This window comes from Paracoccus sp. ME4 (genome assembly GCF_046736325.1).
Taxonomy (GTDB): domain Bacteria; phylum Pseudomonadota; class Alphaproteobacteria; order Rhodobacterales; family Rhodobacteraceae; genus Paracoccus.
In genome coordinates this window covers 944,981-968,174 of sequence record NZ_CP151276.1, presented here as the reverse complement: position 1 = coordinate 968,174, position 23,194 = coordinate 944,981, and the positions used below count along the sequence as shown (strand labels likewise).

Here is a 23,194-nt window from a genome sequence, read left to right as displayed (position 1 = left end):
TCAGGGGCCTTTCACGACGGGGTCGCGCCAGCTGTCCTGGCGCTGGAGGACCGACAGGCGCGACACCGGCGCGTCCAGCCGCGGCAGACTGTCCAGAAGCCCGCGGGTATAGGGGTGCTGCGCCCGGTGCAGGTCGCGGGCGGGCAGCGTCTCGACCACGCGACCGGCATACATGATCAGCACCCGGTCGCAGAACTGCGCCACCAGGTTCAGGTCGTGACTGATGAAGATCAGCCCCATGCCGCGGTCGCGGACCAGCCGGTCCATGATGTGCAGCACCTCGGTCCGGACCGACACGTCCAGCGCACTGGTCGGCTCGTCCGCGATCAGGATCTGCGGGTCGGGGGCCAGCATCATGGCGATCATGATGCGCTGACCCATGCCGCCCGACACCTCATGGGGATAGCTGTTCATGACGCGTTCGGGGTCGCGGATCTGCACGGCCTCCAGCATCTCCAGGGCCTTGGCGCGGGCGGCGGCGCGGGGCGCGCGGGCGTGCAGGCGATAGGCCTCGATGATCTGCTGGCCCACGGTCATCACCGGGTTCAGGCTGAACTTGGGGTCCTGCATGACCATGCTGATGCGCCCGCCGCGGACGCTGCGCATCTGCCGGTCGGGCAGGTTCAGGATGGACTGGCCCTCCAGCTCCATCCGGGCGGCCTCGACCCGACCGGGCGGACGCACCAGGCCCAGGATCGCGCGGCCGGTCATGGACTTGCCCGACCCGCTCTCGCCCACGACGCCAAGGCGTTCGCGGCCCAGGTCGAAATCGATGCCGCGCACGGCCTGGAACTCGCCCTGCCGGGTCGGGAAGGTGACGCGCAGGTCGCGCACGGACAGAAGGGGTTCGGTCACGACTTGTCTCCCTTGGGGTCCAGCACGTCGCGCAGCCCGTCGCCCAGCAGGTTGAAGGCCATCGAGACCAGGAAGATCGCGATGCCCGGCATGGCGGCGACCCACCAGAAATCCAGGATATAGCCCCGCCCGTCGGATATCATCGCCCCCCATTCGGGCAGCGGCGGCTGTGCGCCGAGGCCAAGAAAGCCCAGGCCCGCCGCCGACAGGATGATCCCCGCCATGTCCAGCGCCACCCGCACGATCAGCGACGACAGGCACAGCGGCCAGATGTGGCGGATCAGCAGGCGCAGCCGCCCCGCCCCCTGCAGCCGTGCGGCGGCGATGAAGTCGGCGTTGCGGATGGTCAGCGTCTCGGCCCGCGCCAGGCGCGCATAGGGCGGCCAGGCGGTCAGCGCCAGCGCCAGTACCGCATTGCCGATGCTGGGCCCCAGGGCCGCGACGAAGGCCAGCGCCAGGATCAGCTTGGGGAAGGCCAGGAAGATGTCGGTCACCCGCATCAGCACCTGGTCCACCCAGCCCCCGGCGAACCCCGCCACCGTGCCGATCAACAGCCCGATGACCGGCGCGATCAGCGCGACCGTGCCCACGATGAACAGCGTGATGCGCGAGCCGTGGATCAGCCGCGAGAGGATGTCGCGCCCCAGGGCGTCGGTGCCCAGCCAATGCGCGGCCGACGGCGGCTGCAGCCGGTCGGCCAGGTTCTGCGCATAGGGGTTCTGCGGCGCGATCCAGGGCGCCAGGATCGCCATGCCGATCAGCAGCACCAGGATGATCAGCCCGACCATCGCCAGCTTGTTGGCGCGAAAGGTCAGCCAGCCCTGATAGATCGCGCCAAGCCGCGCCTGGCGGCGGGTCTGGGGCGCGTCGGACAGCAACCAATCGCGCCGGCTTTCCGGGGGGCGTGTCATGGCGCTCATGTCGACCTCGGATCCAGGAAACGGTACAGGATGTCGCTGAACAGGTTCAGCACCACGAAGCACACGCCCACGACCACCGTACCGCCCAGGACCGCGTTCATGTCGCCCGACAGAAGGCCGCGGGTGATGTAGCTGCCCAGGCCCGGCCAGCTGAAGATGATCTCGGTCAGGACCGACCCCTCCAGCAGAGAGCCGAAGGACAGCGCGATGACCGTCACCAGCGGGATCGCGATGTTGCGGAAGGCGTGGCCCCAGATGACGGCGCGTTCGGACAGGCCCTTGACGCGAGCGGTGGTGATGTATTCCGCCGACAGCTGCTCCAGCATGAAGCTGCGCGTCATGCGGCTGATATAGGCCAGCGAATAATAGCCCAGCAGGCTGGCCGGCAGGATGATGTGCGAGAACGCGTCGCGGAATGCGGCCCAGTCCCCGGCGATCAGGCTGTCGACCAGGATCATGCCGGTCACGTTCGGCACCATCCCGTCATAGATGATTCCCTGCCGCCCCGGCCCCCCGACCCAACCCAGCATGCCGTAGAAGATCAGCAGGCCCATCAGCCCCAGCCAGAAGATCGGCATCGAATAGCCGACCAGCGCCACGACGCGGGCGACCTGGTCGATGACGCCGCCGCGCCGCGCCGCCGCGATCACGCCCAGGGGCACGCCGATCACGACGCCGATGAAGGTCCCCAGGGCCGCCAGTTCGAAGGTCGCGGGAAAGACGCGGGCGATGTCCTGTGCCACCGGCTGCCCGGTGGAGATGGAGCGCCCGAAATCGCCGCGCAGCACGTCGCCCACATAGGACAGGAACTGCACAATCAGCGGCTTGTCCAGGCCCATCGCCACATAGGCGGCGTCGTACTGGGCCTGGGTGGCGCGGTCGCCCACCACCTTCAGCACCGGGTCGATCGGCATGACCCGCCCGATGATGAAGGTGACCAGCAGCAACCCCAGCAGCGTCAGCGCCAGCGACAGGACGGTCCCCGCCACGCTGCGCACGCGCCGGCGGGTCAGGGCGCGGCGCCGCGACGGTGCGGTCGCGGCGCCGGTCGGATCGGTCAGGGCCATTTATTCGCCCTTCGTCACCTGACGATACATGACCGATGAAATGGCGCCGCCGCTCCACCAGTTCTGGACGCCGTCGCGCATGCCGACCTGTTCGATGCGCTGGAACAGCGGCACGATGGGGGCCTCGGCCTGATACTGGCGCTGGATGTCCTGATACATCGCCGCGCGGGCGTCGGCGTCCTGTTCCAAGGTGGCGGCGACGGTGGCCTCGTTCATCTCGGCCGGGACCTCATAGGCGTTGCGCCAGGCCAGCAGGCCCACGGCCGCGGCCTCGTCGCTGTTGTCGGGGTTATAGGCGAAGGTCGCGGCATTGGTGTTCGGGTCCGAATAGTCCGGCCCCCATTCGCCCAGGAAGATCGGCACCTCGCGGGCGCGATAGGCGTCCAGCACCTGCGCGCCGGTCATCTGCTCGATCTCCAGCGTCAGGCCGACCTGGGCCATCGACGCCTGCAGGGTCTGGGCCACGTCCACGTATTCGCGCAGGTCGCGCACGCGGGTGGTGATGGTGCCGCCCTCGATCCCCGCATCGGTCAGGATCTGGCGGGCCTTCTCCACGTCATAGGTCCAGGGCTGCTCGTCCAGCACCCCCAGATAGCCTTGGGGCAGGAAGGTCTGGTGGGTGACGAACTGACCCTTCAGGAAGCTGCCGGTGATGCCCTCGTAATCGACCAGATGCTTCATCGCCTCGATCACGGCGGGGTTCGACAGCAGCTCGTCCTTCTGGTTCAGGCCCATGTAGAGGATGCGGCCGCGCGGTTCGTCCTGCACCGCGATCCCGTCCACGGCCGCGATGGATTCCACGTCCGTCGGCGTCAGGTTGCGCGCCACGTCGATGTCGCCCTGCTCCAGCAGCAGGCGCTGCGCACTGGATTCGGCGACGTTGCGCACGATCACGCGCTTCATCGCGGGGGCGCCCTGCCAGTAGTCCTCATAGGCGGTCAGCTGCACCGCCTCGTTCGGTCGCCAGGCGGCCAGGACATAGGCGCCCGATCCGGCCTCGTTGGTGGACAGCCAAGCATTGCCCATGTCGCCATCGACCTCGTTGGCCATCACCGTCTCGCGGTCCACGACGCTGGCGATGTTGGCGGTCAGGCAGTTCAGCACGAAGGACGGCGCATAGGGCTTGTCCAGCATCAGCGTCAGGGTGTTGCCCTCGGCGGTGATTCGCTCCTCGACGTTGTCGGCCGTGAAGCCGAACTGGGTCAGGATGAAGGCCGGGGTCTTGTCCAGCTTGACCGCGCGCTGCAGCGACCAGGCGGCATCCTCGGCGCGGACCGGGTTGCCCGAATGGAAGGTCACGCCCTCGCGCAGGGTGAAGGTGATCGACAGCCCGTCCTCGGCCACGACCCATTCGGTCGCCAGGCTGGGCTGATAGCCCGCGTCCGGGTTCAGCGGGTCGAAATCCACCAGCCGGTCATAGGTGTTGTTGTTCACGTCGTTGCCCGAGAATTCGAAGCTCTGGGCCGGGTCCAGGCTGATGATGTCGTCGATGGTATGGGCCACGACAAGCGTGTCGGCGGGCGTCTCGGCGAAGGCCGCGGGCGCAAGCGCCAGGGCCGAGGCCAGCAGGACGGCGCGGGTGGTCAGGTGGAAGGTCATGGCGGATTTCCCTGTCGCTGAACGGCCCCCGCCTTGCTGCGGGGTTGCACGCCGTGCAGCCTGACCCAGAGCGGCGGCGCATTCAAGCGCCTCGTGCCGTCCGCCGCCCCTCAGCCCGCCGCCCCGGCCCTGGGGGTCGCGCGGTCCTCCTCCTCGCGCGCCATCACCTGGCCGCTGACGCGGTTCCGCCCGGCGATCTTGCTGCGGTACAGCATGCGGTCCGCCCCGGTTAGCCACAGGTCGTTCGTGCCGCCCATGTCGCAGCGCCCGGCCGCCACACCGATGCTGACCGTCACCACCGGCGCCGCGGTCGAGGCGGCATGCGCAATGCCCAGGGCCATGACCCCCGCGCGCATCGTCTCGGCCAGGTGCAGGGCGCCGTCCAGGTCGGTGCCGGGCAGGATGCAGGCGAACTCCTCGCCGCCGTAGCGCGCGCAGAGATCGCCCGACCGCCGGATGCTGGCCGCCAGGGCCTGCGCCACGGCGCGCAGGCAGACGTCGCCCTCGGGATGGCCATAGGTGTCGTTGAAGCCCTTGAAGTGGTCGATGTCCAGCATCAGCACCGCGATCAGCCCGCCCTCGCGCGCCTGGCGGTGCAGCTCCGCCTGCAGGCGGCGTTCCAGCGCCCGGCGGTTGGCCAGCCCGGTCAGCGGATCGCGCAGCGCCTGTTCGGCCAGCTGGTCGCGCATGCGCTTCATCTGGACGTGGTTGCGCACGCGCCGCTGCAGGGTGGCCGGGCGGATCGGCTTGGTGACATAGTCGATGGCGCCGACGGCCAGGCCGCGCAGTTCGGCCTCGTCGTCGCCGAGGGCGGTCGCGAAGATCACCGGCACGTCGCACAGCTGCGGGTCCGCCTTCAGCAGGCGGCACAGCTGATAGCCGTCCATGCCGGGCATCACCACGTCCAGCAGGATCAGGTCGGGGCGGCTGGCATGGGCCACCTCCAGTGCCTGCTCGCCCGACAGGGCGAAGCAGATGTCGTAATCCTCCTCCAGCACGGCCGAGACGATCTCGATGTTGGCGGGTTCGTCGTCGATGACCAGGATGGTCGGGCGGCTCTCCATGCTCATGTCCTCAAGGGGCCGAGATCGGCGTGGGGGGCGTCCAGAAGGGCGGCGGCCGCGGCATAGTCCAGCCGCACAAGCGCCTGCCGGACCGGGTGATCGGCGCGGGTCGCGGCATCCAGGTGCAGCGCCTCGGCCAGGCTGTCGAAGCTGGCGCGGGCGGCCATGCTGCGGCGGCGGACCTGCTCCAGCAGATGGCCGCGCAGCCGTTCGACATGGGCCGCCTCGCCGGTGGGCGCCGGCTCTGCGGGCGACGGATCGGGGGCCGACGGATCGGGGGGCACGACCGAAGGACCGGCCAGCGTGTCCGCCGCCCCGATCGCCGCGCTCAGCAGCCCGTCCAGCTCCTCCAGCAGGGCGTCGACCGGCTCGACCTCCCCGGCCCCGAGGCAGGCCTCAAGCCGCGACGCCAGGATCGCGACCAGCGGCAGTTCCAGCGAGGCCGCGACCCCCTTCAGCGTATGCGCCAGGCGATGCGCCTCCTCCAGCCGGTCCTGGGCCACGGCGGCGCGCAGCCGGACCGTGGCGTCGCGGTTGTTCTCGGCGAAGGTCAGGATCAGCCGGTGCAGCAGCGCCCGCTTGCCGTTCACGCGCGCCAATGCGGCGGGGATGTCGAAGGGCGGCAGCGCGTCGGGCAGATCGCCCGCCGCCGGTCGCCCGGCCGGGACCGCGGCCTCGACCGGGGGGGCCACGACGCGCATGTGCCGCGCCAGGACCGCGATCAGATGCGCGGGATCGATGGGTTTCGTGACGTGATCGCACATGCCCGCGTTCAGGCAGGCCACCCGCTCCTCGTCATAGGCATGGGCGGTCAGGGCGATGATGGGCAGCCGCGTGGCGTCCCGGCCCTGCCGGATGCGGCGGGTGGCGCTCAGCCCGTCCATCTCGGGCATCTGCATGTCCATCAGCACGGCGGCGTAGTCGTCGCCCCCCGCCTCGACCATGCGGCAGGCGATCAGCCCGTTCTCGGCGCAGTCGACCCTCAGACCGGCATCGGTCAGCAGGGCAACGGCGATCTCCTGGTTGATGGGGTTGTCCTCGACCAGAAGGACGCGCTGCCCGACAAGGGCGGGGGGCAGCGCGGGCGAGGCGGTCGCGGGGGCGGCGGCGCCGGCCTCGGCCGCGGCGTGGCGTTCGGCCAGGCCGGGCAGCTGCTTCAGCGCCTGCAGCAGGCTGCGCGCGTCGATGGGCTTGGCCAGGAACAGGTCGATCGGCTCTCCGGCGGCCTCGGCCATGACGACATCGACGCCATGCGCGGTCATCACCATCGAGGCGGGCCGCCGGCGCAGCGCCATGCGGCGCAGCGCACGCAGCGTCTGCAACCCGTCCATGCCCGGCATCTTCCAGTCCAGGATCACCAGGTCGTATCCCAGCCCGCGCTGATCGGCGGCCTGCACCATGTCCAGCGCGGCCCGCCCCGACGGCGCCAGGATCACCCGCATCCCCCAGCGCGAGAAGATCTCCTCCAGCATCTTCAGCGCGATGGGGCTGTCATCGGCGATCAGCACCCGCAGGTCGCGGATCGCGGAACAGGGCAGCACGGCCTCGGACACGGCCTGGGTGCCGACGCCCAGGCTGACCGAGACGGTGAAGGTGCTGCCCTTGTCCGGCACGCTCTCGGCGCGGATCCAGCCGTCCATCTGCGTGACGATCTGGCGGCAGATCGCAAGGCCCAGCCCGGTGCCGCCGAAGCGCCGCGTGGTCGAGCTGTCGGCCTGCGCGAAGGGGCTGAACAGCCGCGTCATCTGCGCCTCGGTCATGCCGATGCCGCAGTCGCCGACGGCGATCTCGACGCGGGCGCGTCCGTCGCGGCACTCCGCCATGCGGGCGCGCAGGACGATCTCGCTGTCGCGGCTGAACTTGGTGGCGTTGGACAGCAGGTTCAGCAGCACCTGGTTCAGGCGCAGCTCGTCGCCCACCAGCACCTCGGGCAGGGCCGGGTCGATCTCCTGGCGCAGGGTCAGGTTGCGGCTGGCCATGATGTCGGCGACCATCTGCACCTGGCAGGACATGGCCGAGCGGATGTCGAAGGGCCGCGCCTCCAGCGTCAGCGCCCCGGCCTCGTTCTTGGAGAAGTCCAGCAGGTCGTTGATCAGACGCAGCAGCGCGCCGCCCGCGGTGCTGATGCGCGCGACATGCTCGCGCTGGCGCGGCTCCAGCGCGGTGCGCTGGACCAGGTGGCAGAAGCCCAGGATGGCGTTGATCGGGGTGCGGATCTCGTGGCTCATGTTGGCCAGAAACATGCTTTTCGTGCGGTTGGCGGCCTCGGCCTCGCGGGTGCGCTCCTCCAGGGCGGCGCTCTTGGCCACGATCTCGTCGCTCATCCGGCCGATGCGGTCGAAGGACTGCACGACCTTGTCGCTGACCCAGACCAGCACGGCCGTCTGGAACGCCACGATGGCCCCGTGCAGCAGCACCCGCGCCAGATCGCCGTCGGTCGCGAAGACCGCGCTCGGCAGCAGATAGAACAGGACCAGGTGGTGGACGGTGATCGCGGCGGCCGCCATGATCAGCGCCGTGCGGTCGAACCAGGCCAGGTTCAGCGCCAGCACGGCATAGAAATACATGTGCATGTCCATCTGCCAGCCGTGCCCGTCGAAGACCAGGAGGAACAGCGCCGGTTCGCCCACCAGGGCCACGGCCGACAGGCTGCGCGTCATCGGCGCGGTGCCGTGGCGCGTCCAGATGACCTGATAGATCGCGGCCAGCGCCCCGGCCAGGATCATGGCGCGGATCGGGGACATGCTGCCCACCCAGGCCGCGGCCAGCCCGACCACCGGCACATGCGCCCAGAACAGCGTGACCAGCATGCGTCCATAGCGGGCGCGCAGGGCGTTCAGCTCGACATTCATCGCGCGCCCTCCGGGTTGGCCGCGACGCAGCCCAGATCCGTCGATGCCGGCAGCACCAGCCACGCGCCCAGGGCGCGCGCCCGTTCGGCAAAGTCGGGTCGGTCCGACAGCGCCAGGCTGATCCCCGGCAGCCGGCCAAAGCCGAGGCTGCCCCCTCCAGCGCGATGCACCAGGTCGATCACCGCAGCGGGCGCAAGCCGCGGCGGCGTCACGACCAGGAACTGCCCCGTCGTGCCGGGACGGCCAAGCGTCAGCAGGCTGAGCGCCAGAAGGCCCGCGACGGCCAGGGCCAGCGCGGGCAGATGCGGCGTCAGGCGGTGCCGCAGGGATCGGCGCGGCCCGTGGGCCGGGCCGGGGGCGGCGATGTTCGGGATGGTCACGGGCGGGACGGTCACGGGCATGGTCCTGTGTCGGGCGATGGTCCCCGACCCATACCAACCCGCCTCACGCCCTGTCCGCAGACCGGTAGAATGCAAGTGATTCCAGAACGACGCTGTTCATCCGCCGCTGACGTTGCGTCAGGTGGAACCGGTGCCCGGCATCAGCCCGGCTTGCGGTCCGCCGTCCAATAGGCCGCGACGGTGCTCTGCCCCCGCGCCAGCCCGTGATCGGCCAGGATGCGGCGGGCGGTGCGGGCCTCCTCGGCCTCGGCCGCGAACCAGACATGGTCCTCCGCACCCGGCCGCCACGCCCGCAGCGCCGCGCACAGATCGTCGGTCACCGTGACGGCCGGATCGCCCGCAAGCGCGCCCAGATCCTCCGGGTCGCAGCGCAGCACCGCGGTGGCGCGCCCCGGCGCCAGCCGCATCAGCCGCGCGATGGCGGGCAGCGCGGTCTGGTCGCCGAACAGGTGCAGCCGTCCCTCGGGGCACCAGCCGCCGCCCGGCCCCATCACCCCCACCGTCGCGCCCGGCGCGACCCGGTCGGCCCAATCGCAGGTCGGGCTGTCCGCATGGCGGAAGATCGCGATCTCGATCCCGTCGCCCTGCTGATCGGCCACGGTATAGACCGGCCGGTGCAGTGCGTCCGCGCCCTCGGGCCAGACCGTGCGGCCGGAGGGTCCGACCCGCGGCCAGACCGCCTGCCGCCCGGCCTGCGGCAGCAGCAGGCGCACATGCAGCCCCCCCTGCCCCAGACGCGCGGCATCGGGGCCGGTCAGGCGCAGATGGGTGAAGTTCGCCCCGACCTGCCGGACCCCCGCCACCTGCATCAGCGCCAGACCCGGCGCCAGCGCGCCGACTTCCAGCGCGGTCCAGGCGACGGTCAGGCCGACCTCGGCCATGATCTCGGTCGCGGCCTCGCGGACGATCCCGACCAGCCGGTCCTCGGGGGCCAGGATCTCGATGCGCATGCCGGGGTCCAGCGCGATCAGGCGCAGCTCGGCCCCCCACAGCGTCACGGCCAGGCCCTCGGGCCCCTCGGTCACCGGCAGCGACCAGGAGGCGGCCCGCGCCTTCAGCGCCGCGGCCGCCGCGCCGGATGCGCGGTCGATGCTGCCCTCTGCCCGCCGATTGCGCAGATGCGCCATGGTGCCGTCCTCTCCACCTGCCCGGACCTGCATCGCGGGGGTTGCCAAGAAAAAAAGTCAACATTACCCATTCCGACAGGTGCGGGCCGATTGACGAATCCGACAAAACTAGTCAGATAACCCCCGATCCGTCAACATTCAGGTTGCCATGACCCGCTCATTCCGCCCGCTCGGCCTTGCCGGCGCCAGTCTTCTGGCGCTTTCCACCGCCCCCGTCCTGGCGCAGGACGCCCAGACCCCGATCCTTCTGGACGAGATCGTGCTGACCGCGACATCGGACGCGTCGGTGCAGGCGGACGGCTATGTCGGCACCCAGGCGCAGGCCGCCACCAAGTCGAACACCCCGGTCGCCGAGACGCAGCAGTCGATCTCGGTCGTGACCAGCCAGCAGATCGAGGATCAGGGCGCTCAGACCCTGGGCCAGGCGCTGAACTACACCGCGGGCGTGTTGGGCCAGCCCTTCGGCGCGGACCCACGCTTCGATGCGCCCACCGTGCGCGGTTTCAACGCAGAGCGCTCTCAATATGTGAACGGTCTGCGCCAGCTGCGCGACCAGGGTGGCCCGGCCTATGAAACCTACGGCCTCCAGCAGGTCGAGGTTCTGAAGGGGCCGAACTCCAGCCTCTACGGCGCCGGATCGCCCGCGGGCATCATCAACCAGGTGCAGAAGCGCGCCCAGGACCGCGACTTCTCCGAAGTCGGCGCGGGCGTCGACAGCTTCGGCAGCGCGCAGACCTTCTTCGACGTGAACCGCGTGGCGGGGCCCGCGCTGTCCTGGCGCCTGACCGGCATCCTGCGCGACAGCCAGACCCAGATCGAGGACCTGACCAACGAACGCGGCTATCTGGCCGGGGCGCTGCGCTATGCGCCCGATGACGCGACGACGGTGGACGTGATCGCGTCCTACACCAAGGATTTGCCCATTTCGCCGGTGGGGGTCCCTTACGCCCTGACGCAGCCGGGCAATGGCGAGGCGCTGCGCGAGCGTTATCTGGGCGAGCCCGCCTTTGACGACAGCGACCGCGAGATGGCCAATCTGGGCCTTGAGATCAGCCATCAGCTGGACAATGGCTGGACCCTGTCGCAGGGCTTCCGGGTCGAGCGGTTCGACTGGATCTATACCGGCCACTATTCCACCGGTTTGACGCCGGACGGGCAATCGGTGACGCGCGGCGCGAATTTCCAAGACGAATCGACCACCGGCGTGAACTTGGACACGCGCCTGTCGAACCGCGTGACCACCGGCAGCGTCACCCATGACCTGCTGCTGGGCCTGGACATCCGCCAGTATGACGCGGACACGGCCTCGCAGTTCTTCTTCGGACAGCCCATCAATGCATCCGACCCGGTCTATGGCGGCCTGCCCGATGCGACGGCGTGGTTCAACAGCGTCAGGGACGTGACGCTGAAGCAAGTCGGGCTCTATGCGCAGGACGAAATCGCGGTGGGCAACTGGCGCGGCAGCTTGGCGGTCCGCCATGACTGGACCGAACAGACCGGAACGCAATTCTCCAACTTCGCGGGCGAAAGCACGATCGACCAGTCCGACAGCGCCACGACGGGCCGGGTCGGGCTGGGATATGTCATGGCGAACGGGGTGATGCCCTATGCCAGCTATTCGACCTCGTTCGATCCGACGATCGGCACGGATGTCACCACCGGCGCGCCGCTGAAGCCCACCGAGGGCAAGCAGTGGGAGGTCGGCGTCAAGTATCAGCCCGCGGGCTTCGACGGGCTGTTCAGCGCCGCGGTCTATGACCTGACGCAGGAGAACCTGGTCCGCGACCTGCCCACCGGTCTCAAGGAACAGATCGGCGAGGTCCGCTCCAAGGGGCTGGAGCTGGAGGCCACGGCGGCGCTGACGCCGACGCTGGACCTGCGCGCCAGCTATGCCTTCAACGAGACCGAACAGAAGGGCGGGTCCGAGGATGGGCTGGCCATGCCCAACGCGCCGCGCCATCTGGCCAGCCTGTGGCTGGACCGCGACTTTGGCAACGGGCTGCGCGCAGGCGGCGGCATCCGTCACATCGGGGAACGGACCAGCGGCGCCCCGGAATTCGTCGACCTGGACAGCGTCACCCTGGTGGATCTGGCAGCGACCTACACCCGCGGCAATGTCGAGGCCAGCCTGGCCCTGAACAACCTGACGGACGAGGTCTATCTCTCCACCTGCGGCTCCTTCGGCTGCTATTACGGCGAGGGGCGCAGCGTTGCCGCCAAGGTCGCCTACACGTGGTAGGGTCCGGGGCCATATCGCCCCGGCCCGGCCGCCGCGCCGTCCTGACCGCCGCCGCCGGCCTGATGCTGGCGGCGGCGCTTCCGCTGCATGCGCAGCCCGCCGCGCGGCTGGCCGCGATCGATTGGGCGATGCTGGAAACCGCCGTGGCCCTGGGCCGCATGCCCGTCGCCGCGACCGAGCTGATCCGCTATCGCGCCGATATCGGCACGCCCGCCATCCCCCCCGAGGTCACCGATCTGGGCCTGCGCGGCGCGCCCAATTTCGAGCTGCTGCAGCTGGTCCGCCCGACGCTGATCCTCAGCTCTCCCTATTACACGCAGTTCGAGGGCCGGCTGACCGCGATCGCCCCGGTACTGTCCCTGCCCTTCTTCCTGCCGGACGAGCCGCCCCTGCCCAAGGCGCTGGCCGCGCTGGCCGTGCTGGCGGATGCGCTGAACGACGCGCCCGCAGGCGCCCGGGCGCAGGTCCGCGCGGAGGCCGAGCTGGACCGCATCCGCGACCGCCTGGCCCCCCATGCGCACCGCCCCGTGGCGCTGGTCGAGATCGGCGATGCCCGGCACCTGCGCGCCTTCGGGTTCGACAGCCTGTTCGGCTGCACGCTGACCCGGATCGGCCTGACGAACGCCTGGACCGAACAGACCGCCTTCAGCTTCCTGGCCCCGGTGCCGCTGGAGCGTCTGGCGGACATGCCCGACGCGACGCTGGTGATCGCCGGACCCGTCCCGCCCGAGGCGCGCCGCGGGCTGGAGCGCAGCGTCCTGTGGCGCGCGCTGCCGCAGGTCGCGGCAGGCCGCGTCCGGCAGCTGCCGCGCATCAACGCCTTCGGCGGCGTGCCCTCGGCGCTGCGGCTGGCGCAGGCGCTGGAGCGGGTTCTGGCATGACCGCGGCGTCGCGCATCACGCTGGCGCTCGGGGCGCTGGCGGCGGCGGCGCTGTGGCTGCACGCCGCGCGCGGCCTGCCCTGGCCCGCCTGGCCGCTGGACCCCGCGGGCCAGAGCCTGGACCAGATCCGCATGGGCTGGGGGCTGATGCCGCGCGGGGTCGTGGCGCTGCTGGCGGGCGCGGCCCTGGGCCTGGCCGGGGCGCTGCTGCAGGTGGTGCTGCGCAATCCGGTGGCCGATCCGACGACCCTCGGCATCAGCGCGGGCGCGCAGCTGGCGCTGGTCCTGGCCACGATCCACGCCCCCGCGCTGATGACGGGCGGGCGCTGGCCGGTCGCCATGGCGGGCGGGCTGGCGGCCGCGGCGCTGGTCCTGGGCATCGGCGCGCGGCGCGGCTTCGCCCCCGTCACCATGGTCACCGCGGGCATGCTGGTCGGGCTGACCGCATCGGCGGTGGCGACCGCAATGACGCTGGCGCAGGGCGAATACCTGCTGTCGCTGGTCATCTGGAACGGCGGCGCGCTGGTCCAGCAGGACTGGACCGGGGCGCGCAACCTGGCGCTGCTGCTGGCCGCGGGCGGCCTGGGGGCCGCGCTGCTGGCCCGGCCGCTGCGCGTCCTGGCGATCGGCGCCGAGGGCGCGGCGGGCCTGGGGCTGAACGTCGCGCTGGTGCGGCTGGCGGCGGTGACGCTGGCGGTCGTGGTCGCGGCGGGCGTCTCGGCGGAACTGGGGCTGATCGCCTTCGTGGGGCTGGCCGCGCCCGCGCTGGCCCGCGCGATGGGGGCGCGGGGCATCGCGGCCCTTCTGGGGCTGTCGCCGGTGCTGGGGGCGCTGATCCTGTCGGTCTCGGACGGGCTGGTGCTGGCCTGGGCCGGCGCGGGCGGAGAGACCTTTCCGACCGGCGCGCTGACCGGGCTAGTGGGCGGCCCGCTGCTGATCTGGCTGCTGCCGCGCCTGCGCGGCTCCACCCCGCCGGGAACCGAGGCCGGCGACGGCCCCGCCCCCCGGCTGGCCCGTCCCGGCCCTTGGCTTCTGGCCCTGGCCCTGCTGCTGATCGTGGCGGGGGCGCTGATGCTGTGGATCGGCCGCGTGCCCGGAGGCTGGGCCGTGCTGGAGCCGCAGGCCCTGGCGGCCTTCCTGCCCATGCGCCTGCCGCGCCTGATCGCGGCGGCGGGTGCCGGGGCGGCGCTGGCTTTGGCCGGGGCGATCCTGCAGCGGCTGACCGCGAACCCGCTGGCCTCGCCCGAGGTGCTGGGCGTGTCGGGCGGCGCGGCGCTCGGCTATGCGGGGGCGGTCTTTGCGCTGGCCACGCCGGGGCTGGCGGCGCAGGGCCTCTCCACCGCCGCGGGGGCGGCGCTGGCGCTGGCGGTGGTGCTGGGCGTGACCGCGCGGCGCGACATGCCGCCCGAACGGGTGCTTCTGGCGGGGATCGCGGTCTCGGCCCTGGCCTCGGCGGTGCTGTCGGCGATGATGGCGGTGGGCGATGCGCGGGCCTGGGCGATCCTGGCTTGGCTCAGCGGGTCCAGCGCCGCGGCGACGCTGCCCGGCGCGCTGGCGCTGGCGGGGCTGGCGCTGGCGGTCTGGGCCGCGGCGCTGGCGCTGTCGCGCTGGCTGGCGCTGCTGCCCCTGGGACCGGCGGTCGCGGGGGGCTTGGGCCTTGACCCGCGGCGCGCCCGCGTGGTGCTGATCGCGCTGGCGGGCATCGCCACGGGGGCCGCCACGCTGATCACGGGGCCTCTGTCCTTCGTGGGGCTGATGGCCCCGCACCTGGCCCGCCGCATGGGCCTCGCGCGCCCCGCCGATCAGCTGACCGGCGCCGCGCTGATCGGCGCGGGGCTGATGCTGGCCGCCGATTTCGGCGCCCGCATGGCGGGCTTTCCCTATGAGCTGCCGCTTGGCCTCTTCGCCTCGCTGATCGGGGCGCCCTGGCTGATCTGGCTGATGACACGGAGACCCGCATGACCCTGTTCCGCATCCGGAACCTCAGCGTCCGCGTGCCGGGCCGCACCCTTCTGGACGATCTGACGCTGGATTTGCCCGCGGGCCGGGTGATCGGGTTGATCGGCCATAACGGCTCGGGCAAGTCCACGCTGCTCAAGGTGCTGGCCCGGCAGGCCCCCGGCCGCGTCGAGGGGCAGGTCGCCTTCGAGGACCGCCCCCTGTCGGAGTGGCGCGGGCGGGCGCTGGCCCGCAGGCTGGCGGTGCTGCCCCAGACCCTGCCCCCGGCCGAGGGGATGACGCTTGCGGAACTGGTGGCGCTTGGCCGCTTTCCCTGGCACGGCGCGCTTGGGCGCCGAGGCCCCCGCGATCAGGCCGCCATCGCCGCGGCCCTGGAGGAATGCGGCGTGACAAATCTGGCCGACCGGCTGGTCGACACCCTGTCGGGGGGCGAGCGTCAGCGCGGATGGCTGGCCATGCTGGTCGCGCAGGAGGCGGGCACGCTGCTTCTGGACGAGCCGATCAGCGCACTGGACATCGCCCATCAGGTCGAGGTCCTGTCGCTGGTGCGCCGCATGTGCCACGATCAGGGCCGCAGCGCGGTGATCGTGCTGCACGAGGTGAACATGGCCGCCCGGTTCTGCGACCACATCGTGGCGCTGAAGGGCGGCCGGCTGGCGCTGCAGGGCGGCCCGGCCCAGCTGATGCGCGCACCCGCGCTGATGCAGATCTATGGCCTGCCGATGCAGGTCCTGACCCGCGACGACGGCCTGCCCGTCGCGATCCCAGCTTGAAGGACGACCCGAATGCGCAGCTTTTTCTCCTACTACCGCCCGTTCATGGGCCTGTTCTGGCTGGATTTCGGCTGCGCGGTCCTGTCGGGCCTCCTGGAGCTGGCCTTTCCGCTGGCGGTCACGTGGTTCATCGACACGCTGCTGCCGCAGGGCGACTGGTCGCTGACGGTCGCCGCCTCCGGGGGGCTGCTGGCGCTCTATGCGGTCAATGCGGGGCTGCTGACGGTGGTGATCTACTGGGGCCACAAGCTGGGCATCAACATCGAGACCGCGATGCGCGCCCAGGCCTTCGACCACCTGACGCGGCTGTCCTGGCGCTGGTACGACCGCGCCCGCACCGGCAAGCTGGTCGCCCGGGTCACCCGCGACCTGGAGGAGATCGGCGAGGTCGCCCATCACGGCCCCGAGGACGCCTTCATCGCGCTGATGACCTTCGTGGGCGCCTTCCTGCTGATGTTCTGGATCCATCCGCAGATGGCGCTGATCGTGGCGGCGATCGTCCCGGCGATGCTGGTCCTGGTCATCGTCTATGGCGGGCGCATGACGCGGACCTGGCGGGCCATCTATGCGCGGGTGGGCGATTTCAACGTGCGGCTGGAGGAGGCCCTGGGCGGGGTCCGCGTCGTTCAGGCCTTCGGCAACGAGGCACATGAGAGCCACCTCTTCGCTGCCGACAACGCCCGATATCGCCAGGCCAAGCTGGACGCCTATCGCGTCATGGCGGCCTCCAGCGCGCTGCAGTACATGGGCCTCAGGCTGGTCCAGGTCGTCGTGATGGTGGTGGGCGCGGGCTATGTGCTGTCGGGCGACCTGACGACCGGGGGCTTCGTGGGGTTCCTGCTGCTGGTCGGCGTCTTCTATCGCCCGCTGGAGAAGATCGCCGCCGTGATCGAGACCTATCCGCGGGGCATCGCGGGCTTTCGCCGCTTTCAGGAGCTGCTGGCCACCGATCCCGAGATCGCCGACAGCCCCGACGCGACCGACGCCCCCGCCCTGCGCGGAGAGATCCGCCTGGAGGGCGTGGGCTTCGCCTATGAGACGGGCCGCCCGATCCTGACCGACATCGACCTGGATATCCGCGCCGGAGAGACGGTGGCCTTCGTGGGCCCGTCGGGGGCGGGCAAGACCACGCTTCTGGCGCTGCTGCCGCGGTTCTATGAGCCCACCGCGGGGCGGATCACCGTGGACGGGCTGCCCCTGACCGCGATGCGCCTGCACAGCCTGCGCCGCCAGATCGGCCTGGTCAGCCAGGACGTGTTCCTGTTCGGCGGCACGCTGCGCGAGAACATCGCCTATGGCCGCTTGGACGCGACCGAGGCCGAGATCCGCGAGGCCGCCGCGCGGGCGCAGCTGGACGACCTGATCGCGGGCCTGCCCGAGGGGCTGGACACCGTGGTGGGCGAACGCGGGGTGATGCTGTCGGGCGGGCAGAAGCAGCGCGTGGCCATCGCCCGCGCCTTCCTGAAGAACCCGCCCATCCTGATCCTGGACGAGGCGACCAGCGCGCTGGACAGCCAGACCGAGCGCGAGATCCAGTCCGCCCTGGACGCCCTGTCGGTCGGGCGCACCACGCTGGTCATCGCGCACCGCCTCGGCACCATCCGCAACGCCGACCGCATCGTGGTGATGCAGGCCGGCCGCATCGCCGAGACCGGCAGCCATGCCGAACTGATCGCCCGGCGCGGCCTCTACAGCCGCCTGGCGGCCTGAGGCCCGCGCAGACCGCCCGCCCGCGACCGGCTGTCACGCCGGCGCGGTCGCGGGTGGGCTTGCAGTCCGCACGGCCTGCCTTAGGCTGGGTGCATCATTAGCACCCACCCGGAGGATCCCATGCCAGACGGAAGCGTTCCCGCATCGCGCCGCAGCGTCGTCGTGTCGGAGTTCACGAACAGCGTCCTGGACCCGGCCGCGCCCATGCTGGGCCCGGTCGAGAACGGCGGCACCATCATCGCCAACACCGCGCCCGGCTGCTGGGGGCCGATGATCACGCCCCGCCTGCGCGGCGGGCACGAGGTCACCACCCCGGTCTTCGTCGTGGGCGCCGAGGTGGGCGACGGCGTGGCCATCCGCATCCGCGACATCACCGTCACCTCGGTCGCGACGGCCTCGGGGCACGACACCTCGCCCGAGGGGTTCTGCCTGGGCGATCCCTATGTGGCCGCGCGCTGCCCGACCTGCGACACCGTCTGGCCCGAGACCCATGTCGAGGGCATCGGCCAGGACGCCGTCCGCTGCGACGCCTGCGGCAACCCGGTGACCCCGTTCGAGATCGCCCACGGCTATACCGTGACCTTCGACGAGACGCGGACCGTGGGCCTGACCCTGCCCCGCGACGCGGCCCGGACCATCGCGCAGGACGCCGACCGCTATGCGGCCCTGCCCGACGGCAGCCGCCAGCATTCCATCCTGACCTTCGCGCCGTCCGACATGCCGGGCACGCTGGTCCGCATGCGGCCCTTCCTGGGGCAACTGGGCACCTGCCCGTCGATGGCGATGCCCGACAGCCACAACGCGGGCGATTTCGGCGCCTTCCTGGTCGGCGCGCCGCATGATTACGCGATCACCGCCGAACAGCTGGCACAGCACAAGACCGACGGCCACATGGACATCGACGCGGTGCGCGCGGGCGCGATCCTGGTGGCGCCGGTCAAGGTGCCGGGCGCGGGCGTCTACATGGGCGACATGCATGCCGGCCAGGGCGACGGAGAGATCGCGGGCCACACGATGGACGTGGCCGGCAGCGTCACCCTGCAGGTCGAGGTGGTGAAGAACTATCCGCTGGACGGCCCCGTGCTGTTCCCGCTGGCCGAGGATCTGCCGCCGATGGCGCGCCCCTTCTCGGCCGCCGAACGTGCCCGCGGTCAGCGCCTGGCCGAGAAATGGGGCGCGGGCCCGATCGAGCCTGTGGCCCCGATCAGCGTCATCGGCACCGCCGCGAACCTGAACGACGCCATCACCAACGGGCTGGAGCGCGCGGCGAGGCTCTTGGGCATGACCGTCCCCGAGGTCCGCAACCGCGCCACGATCAACGGCGCGATCGAGATCGGCCGCGCGCCCGGCGTGATCCAGGTGACCTTCCTCGCGCCGCTGGCGCGGCTGGACGCCGTGGGCCTGGGCGATTACGCGCGCGAGCAGTACGACCTGTGATCCCGGTCGCCGCCGCGGCATTGCGGCGGCGACCGTCGGCAGCCTCCGGGAAACATCTTTACTAGTATGGAAGTATGGCATATGCCGGGGATCAACTGATCCGACACGGTGCCCATGATTCCGATCCGCTCCGCCACCACCGCCCAGCAGGTTCATGACTGGTTGCTTGCCTGCGTGCTGCGGGGCGACCTGCTGCCCGGCGCGCGCCTGTCCGAGACCGAGATCGCGGCCCAGGTCGGGTTGTCGCGGCAACCTGTGCGCGAGGCGTTCATCCGGCTGGCCGCCGACGGGCTGGCCGAGGTGCTGCCGCAGCGCGGAACCTATATCGGGCGCATCTCGATGCGGGCGGTGCGCTCGGCGCGCTTCATCCGCGAGGCGGTCGAGGCCGATCTGGCGCGCGAGGTCGCACGGCTGCGCCCCGACCTGGGCGCGATGGCGGCCGAGCTGGACCTTCAGGCACAGGCCGATGCGGCGGGCGACGTGCCCGGCTTCATCCAGTCCGACGACCGCTTTCACCGCGCCATGGCCGAGGCTGCGCAGCAGCCCGGCGTCTGGCACGACCTGGAGCGGCTCAAGGCGCAGATGAACCGCATGCGGCACCTGTCGATGCGCGTCTTCGACCGCAGCGCGACCATCGCGCAGCACCGCACCATCCTGGCCGCGCTGCAGGCGGGCGACGCCGATGCGGCCGAGGCCGCGATCCGCACGCATCTGCGCCAGATGCTGACCGAGCTGCCGCAGATGGCGGCCGATCATCCCGATTACTTCACCGACTGAAAGGGTCCCCGCATGCGACAGACCTGGCGCTGGTTCGGACCAGCCGATCCCGTCTCGATCGACGACATGATGCAGGCCGGCGTGCAGGGCGTGGTCAGCGCGCTGCACCACGTGCCCACCGGACAGGTCTGGACCCCCGACCAGATCCGCGCGCGCCAGGATGCCATCGCCGTCATGCGCGACGGCGCGCCCTCGGGCCTGAGCTGGGACGTGGTCGAGAGCCTGCCCGTCTCCGAGGCGATCAAGACCCAGACCGGCGACTGGCGCGCCCATGTCGCGGCCTGGGTGCAATCGCTGCGCAACCTGCATGCGGCGGGGCTGCGGGTCATCTGCTACAACTTCATGCCGGTGCTGGACTGGACGCGCACCGATCTGGCCTGGCGGCGGCCGAACGGCGCACGCTGCATGCGGTTCGACCTGACCGATTTCGCGGCCTTCGACATCCATATCCTGGAACGCCCCGCTGCCGCCCAGGATTTCCCCGAGGCGCTGCGCGACGCCGCCGCCCGACGCTTTGCGGAGATGTCCGACGACCGCCGCGCGGAGCTGGCCAAGAACGTCGTCTTCGGCCTGCCCGGTGCCGCCGATCATCTGAGCATGGAGGGCGTGCGCGACCTCCTGGACAGCTATGCCCCCGTGACCGACGCGGTTCTGCGCCGCCATTTCCACGACTTCCTGGAACAGGTCGCCCCCGTCGCGCAGGATCTGGGGATGCGGCTCTGCTGTCACCCCGACGATCCGCCCTTCCCCCTGCTGGGCCTGCCCCGCGTCATGTCGACCGAGGCCGATTACGCCGAACGCATCGCCGCCGTGGACCTGCCCGCGAACGGCATCACGCTGTGCTCGGGCTCTCTGGGGGCGCGGCCGGACAACGATCTGCCGGGCATGATGCGCCGCCTTGGCGACCGGGTGCATTTCCTGCACCTGCGCAACGTGCGCCGCGACGGCGACGCCATCCCCGACAGCTTCTTCGAGGACGAGCATCTGGGCGGCCAGACCGACATGGTGGCCCTGATCGACGCCGTCCTGGACGAGGAGGCCCGCCGCCGCGCCCTGGGCCGCGCGGATGCCGTCATCCCCATGCGCCCCGATCACGGCCAGGACATCCTGGACGATATCGGCCGCGGCGGTCAGCCCGGCTATCCGGCCATCGGGCGCCTGAAGGGCCTGGCCGAATTGCGCGGCGTCGAGGCCGCCCTGTCGCGAAAGCCCCGCCCATGAGGCGCATCCTGTCCATCGGAGAGGCCATGGTCGAACTGTCCGGCGCGGGCCAGCCCGACCTGTGGCGCGCGGGCATCGCGGGCGACACGCTGAACACCGCCTGGTATCTGCGCCGCCTGCTGGGGGCCGACTGGCAGGTGGGCTATCTGACGCGGGTGGGGACCGGTCCGTTTTCGGAGCGTGCGGTGGGGTTCATGGCGGCCGAAGGGCTGGACGTGACCCACATCGCCCGCGACCCCGCGCGCGAGATCGGCCTCTATGCCATCACCCTGGCCGACGGGGAGCGCAGCTTCTCCTATTGGCGCGACAGTTCGGCCGCGCGGCGGTTGGCCGATGATCCGGCAGTGCTGGCCCGCGCGCTGGAGGGCTGCGCGCTGGCCTATCTGTCCGGGATCACGCTGGCGATCCTGCCGCCGGAGGGGCGCGGGCACCTGATCGACGCGCTGGCCGTGGCGCGGGCGCAGGGCACGCAGGTGGTCTTCGACCCGAACCTGCGCCCGCGCCTTTGGGCTGACGCCGACACGATGCGCCGCGTGGTGCAGGAGGCCGCCGGGCAGGCGGACCTGGTCCTGCCCAGCTTCGACGATGAGGCCACGCATTTCGGCGATGCCGATGCGCGCGCGACGCTGGACCGCTATCTGGCGCTTGGCGCGGGGCACGTGGTGGTCAAGAACGGCGGCGGGCCCATCGCGTGGGACGGCCGCCATGGCGCGGGCGGCATCGACGACCTGCGCCCCGAGGCGGCCGTGGACACGACCGCCGCGGGCGACAGCTTCAACGCGGGCTATCTGGCATCCTGGCTGGCGCGGCCCGATTGCGGGGCGGCGGTGCGGGCGGGCCACGCGCTCAGCCGGCAGGTGATCCGCCATCCGGGCGCGCTGGTGCGCGCGGCCCTGCCCGCCTGACCCGCGCGGGTCAGGCCACCGCCGCCCGCGCGCCTTGTCCGACCAGCCGCTGCAGCGCACCCGACAGGTCGCGCACGAAGCCCGCATCGCGGCGCAGCGCCTGCGGAAAGACCTGCTCCAGCGCCATGGCGTTCTGCACCGTGCGGGCCGGATCGTCGTCCCACAGCGCGGCCAGCCGTGCGGCCATCGGGTCGCGCACGTCGATGGGCGCGCCCGCCTCGTCCCGCCCCGAGGCATAGCGCAGCCAGGCCGCCACCGCCAAGGTCAGGCCCGGCACCGCCCGCCCCGCCGCGCGGCCTTCGGCGATGGTGCCCAGGATGCGCTGCGGCAGCTTCTGGCTGCCATCCATGGCGATCTGCCAGGTCCGGTGCCGGATCGCCGGATTGGCGAAGCGCGCGGCCAGTGCATCGGCATAGGCGGTCAGGTCGACCCCCGGCGGCGGGGTCAGCGCCGGGATGATCTCTTCGCGCCACAGGCCCCGGACATAGGCGGCAAAGACCGAGTCCGCGACCGTGTCCGCGATGGTCTGATGCCCGGCCAGATAGCCCAGATAGGCCAGGCTGGAATGGGTGCCGTTCAGCATCCGCAGCTTCATGTGCTCGAAGGGGGTGACATCCTCGACCAGCTGCACGCCCACCGCGCCCAGGTCCGGGCGGCCCGCGCAGAAGCGGTCCTCGACCACCCATTGCCGGAAGGGTTCGTGCATCACCGGCGCCTCGTCGCGCGCGCCGGTCAGCGCCTCCAGCCGGTCCAGATCGGCGGGCGTGGTCGCGGGCACGATGCGGTCCACCATGGTCGCAGGAAAGGCGCCGTGATCCGCGATCCAACCGGCCAGCGCCGGGTCGATCCGCCGCGCCAGGTCCAGCACCACGCCACGAACCACGCGGCCGTTCTCCGGCAGGTTGTCGCAGCAGAGGACGGTGAAGGGCGCGAGGCCCCGGTCGCGGCGCAGGGCCAGCGCGCGGACCAGAAAGCCCGGTGCGGATCTGGGCAGGGGGCTGTCCAGATCATGCCGGATGTCGGGATGATCGGCGTTCAGCCGGCCCGTCGAGGGCTCGTGGCAATAGCCCTTCTCGGTCACGGTCAGGCTGACGATGCGGACCGAGGGCGCGGCCATGGCTTCCAGCACCGCCTGCGGGTCCTCGGGCGCGACCAGCACACCCTGCAGCACGGTCACGACCTGGGGGGTCTCTCCCTCCGGGCCCAGCTCCAGCGCGGTATAGGCCCAGCCCTGCGACCTCAGCCTGTCGCGCGTTCCGGGCGATTGCAGCGAGACGCCGATGATGCCCCAATCCCCGCCCGAAGCCGCCATGGCCTCCTGGACATAGATCGCGCCATGCGCGCGGAAGAAGGCGCCCAGGCCCAGATGGACGATGCCCGCGGGCGCGGCGGAGGGGGTGCGGTGCAA

Annotated in this window: 18 protein-coding genes; 9 read left to right on the top strand and 9 right to left on the bottom strand. The window is 71.4% G+C overall.

Translation table 11 applies throughout. The features are described from left to right. The 8 genes from AACG61_RS04905 to AACG61_RS04870 form a co-directional block, all read right to left on the bottom strand. Positions 1 to 855: an ABC transporter ATP-binding protein gene (locus AACG61_RS04905; RefSeq protein ID WP_411838899.1), complete on the bottom strand. Its 855-nt coding sequence runs from the start codon at positions 853 to 855 to the stop codon at positions 1 to 3. Beyond that, positions 852 to 1,766 carry a nickel transporter permease gene (nikC, locus tag AACG61_RS04900; protein ID WP_411838898.1) on the bottom strand — a complete coding sequence of 305 codons (915 nt, stop codon included), beginning with the start codon at positions 1,764 to 1,766 and terminating at the stop codon, positions 852 to 854. Before nikC ends, AACG61_RS04905 begins: the two co-directional genes overlap by 4 nt. A gap of 5 nt (positions 1,767 to 1,771) precedes the next feature. Then, positions 1,772 to 2,842: an ABC transporter permease gene (locus tag AACG61_RS04895; RefSeq protein ID WP_411838897.1), complete on the bottom strand. Its 1,071-nt coding sequence runs from the start codon at positions 2,840 to 2,842 to the stop codon at positions 1,772 to 1,774. Then, the gene (locus tag AACG61_RS04890; RefSeq protein ID WP_411838896.1) at positions 2,843 to 4,441 is read right to left on the bottom strand and encodes an ABC transporter substrate-binding protein; all 1,599 of its coding nucleotides are present in this window, start codon (positions 4,439 to 4,441) and stop codon (positions 2,843 to 2,845) included. 110 nt (positions 4,442 to 4,551) lie between these two features. Further along, a complete protein-coding gene (locus AACG61_RS04885; protein ID WP_411838895.1) occupies positions 4,552 to 5,505 on the bottom strand; it encodes a diguanylate cyclase in 954 nt (317 codons plus the stop codon). 2 nt (positions 5,506 to 5,507) lie between these two features. Then, a complete protein-coding gene (locus AACG61_RS04880) occupies positions 5,508 to 8,357 on the bottom strand; it encodes a response regulator (RefSeq protein WP_411838893.1) in 2,850 nt (949 codons plus the stop codon). After that, positions 8,354 to 8,752: a hypothetical protein gene (locus AACG61_RS04875; protein WP_411838892.1), complete on the bottom strand. Its 399-nt coding sequence runs from the start codon at positions 8,750 to 8,752 to the stop codon at positions 8,354 to 8,356. Before AACG61_RS04875 ends, AACG61_RS04880 begins: the two co-directional genes overlap by 4 nt. 146 nt (positions 8,753 to 8,898) lie before the next feature. After that, positions 8,899 to 9,933 carry a siderophore-interacting protein gene (locus AACG61_RS04870; RefSeq protein ID WP_411838891.1) on the bottom strand — a complete coding sequence of 345 codons (1,035 nt, stop codon included), beginning with the start codon at positions 9,931 to 9,933 and terminating at the stop codon, positions 8,899 to 8,901. Positions 9,934 to 10,033: 100 nt separating this feature from the next. Here AACG61_RS04870 and AACG61_RS04865 point away from each other — a divergent pair, with 100 nt between their 5' ends. From AACG61_RS04865 to AACG61_RS04825, 9 genes are all read left to right on the top strand, one after another. Next, positions 10,034 to 12,124, top strand: coding sequence for a TonB-dependent siderophore receptor (locus tag AACG61_RS04865; protein ID WP_411838890.1), 2,091 nt, complete (start codon positions 10,034 to 10,036; stop codon positions 12,122 to 12,124). Then, positions 12,118 to 13,005, top strand: coding sequence for an ABC transporter substrate-binding protein (locus AACG61_RS04860; RefSeq protein ID WP_411838889.1), 888 nt, complete (start codon positions 12,118 to 12,120; stop codon positions 13,003 to 13,005). Before AACG61_RS04865 ends, AACG61_RS04860 begins: the two co-directional genes overlap by 7 nt. After that, positions 13,002 to 14,966, top strand: coding sequence for a Fe(3+)-hydroxamate ABC transporter permease FhuB (gene fhuB, locus AACG61_RS04855; RefSeq protein WP_411838888.1), 1,965 nt, complete (start codon positions 13,002 to 13,004; stop codon positions 14,964 to 14,966). Before AACG61_RS04860 ends, fhuB begins: the two co-directional genes overlap by 4 nt. Beyond that, complete coding sequence (locus AACG61_RS04850) at positions 14,963 to 15,736, top strand: ATP-binding cassette domain-containing protein (protein WP_411838887.1); 774 nt, start codon at positions 14,963 to 14,965, stop codon at positions 15,734 to 15,736. Before fhuB ends, AACG61_RS04850 begins: the two co-directional genes overlap by 4 nt. Positions 15,737 to 15,748: 12 nt before the next feature. Then, a complete protein-coding gene (locus AACG61_RS04845) occupies positions 15,749 to 17,446 on the top strand; it encodes an ABC transporter ATP-binding protein (protein WP_411838886.1) in 1,698 nt (565 codons plus the stop codon). A 120-nt stretch (positions 17,447 to 17,566) separates the two neighbouring features. Continuing rightward, positions 17,567 to 18,883, top strand: coding sequence for an acetamidase/formamidase family protein (locus tag AACG61_RS04840; RefSeq protein WP_411838885.1), 1,317 nt, complete (start codon positions 17,567 to 17,569; stop codon positions 18,881 to 18,883). Positions 18,884 to 18,997: 114 nt separating this feature from the next. Next, positions 18,998 to 19,660 carry a GntR family transcriptional regulator gene (locus AACG61_RS04835; RefSeq protein ID WP_411838884.1) on the top strand — a complete coding sequence of 221 codons (663 nt, stop codon included), beginning with the start codon at positions 18,998 to 19,000 and terminating at the stop codon, positions 19,658 to 19,660. A gap of 12 nt (positions 19,661 to 19,672) precedes the next feature. Further along, positions 19,673 to 20,881, top strand: coding sequence for a mannonate dehydratase (uxuA, locus tag AACG61_RS04830; RefSeq protein WP_411838883.1), 1,209 nt, complete (start codon positions 19,673 to 19,675; stop codon positions 20,879 to 20,881). After that, positions 20,878 to 21,786, top strand: a complete 909-nt coding sequence (locus AACG61_RS04825) for a sugar kinase (protein WP_411838882.1) — start codon at positions 20,878 to 20,880, stop codon at positions 21,784 to 21,786. The genes uxuA and AACG61_RS04825 overlap by 4 nt, the downstream gene beginning before the upstream one ends. 10 nt (positions 21,787 to 21,796) lie before the next feature. Here AACG61_RS04825 and AACG61_RS04820 read toward each other — a convergent pair whose 3' ends face one another. Continuing rightward, positions 21,797 to 23,194 carry a mannitol dehydrogenase family protein gene (locus AACG61_RS04820; RefSeq protein WP_411839463.1) on the bottom strand — a complete coding sequence of 466 codons (1,398 nt, stop codon included), beginning with the start codon at positions 23,192 to 23,194 and terminating at the stop codon, positions 21,797 to 21,799.

Bases quoted from the DNA above. Each gene is read 5' to 3' on its own strand.
- nikC (WP_411838898.1), bottom strand. From the start codon at position 1,766: ATGACACGCCCCCCGGAAAGCCGGCGCGATTGGTTGCTGTCCGACGCG.
- AACG61_RS04895 (WP_411838897.1), bottom strand. From the start codon at position 2,842: ATGGCCCTGACCGATCCGACCGGCGCCGCGACCGCACCGTCGCGGCGC.
- AACG61_RS04890 (WP_411838896.1), bottom strand. From the start codon at position 4,441: ATGACCTTCCACCTGACCACCCGCGCCGTCCTGCTGGCCTCGGCCCTG.
- AACG61_RS04885 (WP_411838895.1), bottom strand. From the start codon at position 5,505: ATGGAGAGCCGCCCGACCATCCTGGTCATCGACGACGAACCCGCCAAC.
- AACG61_RS04880 (WP_411838893.1), bottom strand. From the start codon at position 8,357: ATGAATGTCGAGCTGAACGCCCTGCGCGCCCGCTATGGACGCATGCTG.
- AACG61_RS04865 (WP_411838890.1), top strand. From the start codon at position 10,034: ATGACCCGCTCATTCCGCCCGCTCGGCCTTGCCGGCGCCAGTCTTCTG.
- fhuB (WP_411838888.1), top strand. From the start codon at position 13,002: ATGACCGCGGCGTCGCGCATCACGCTGGCGCTCGGGGCGCTGGCGGCG.
- AACG61_RS04850 (WP_411838887.1), top strand. From the start codon at position 14,963: ATGACCCTGTTCCGCATCCGGAACCTCAGCGTCCGCGTGCCGGGCCGC.
- AACG61_RS04845 (WP_411838886.1), top strand. From the start codon at position 15,749: ATGCGCAGCTTTTTCTCCTACTACCGCCCGTTCATGGGCCTGTTCTGG.
- AACG61_RS04840 (WP_411838885.1), top strand. From the start codon at position 17,567: ATGCCAGACGGAAGCGTTCCCGCATCGCGCCGCAGCGTCGTCGTGTCG.
- AACG61_RS04835 (WP_411838884.1), top strand. From the start codon at position 18,998: ATGATTCCGATCCGCTCCGCCACCACCGCCCAGCAGGTTCATGACTGG.
- uxuA (WP_411838883.1), top strand. From the start codon at position 19,673: ATGCGACAGACCTGGCGCTGGTTCGGACCAGCCGATCCCGTCTCGATC.
- AACG61_RS04825 (WP_411838882.1), top strand. From the start codon at position 20,878: ATGAGGCGCATCCTGTCCATCGGAGAGGCCATGGTCGAACTGTCCGGC.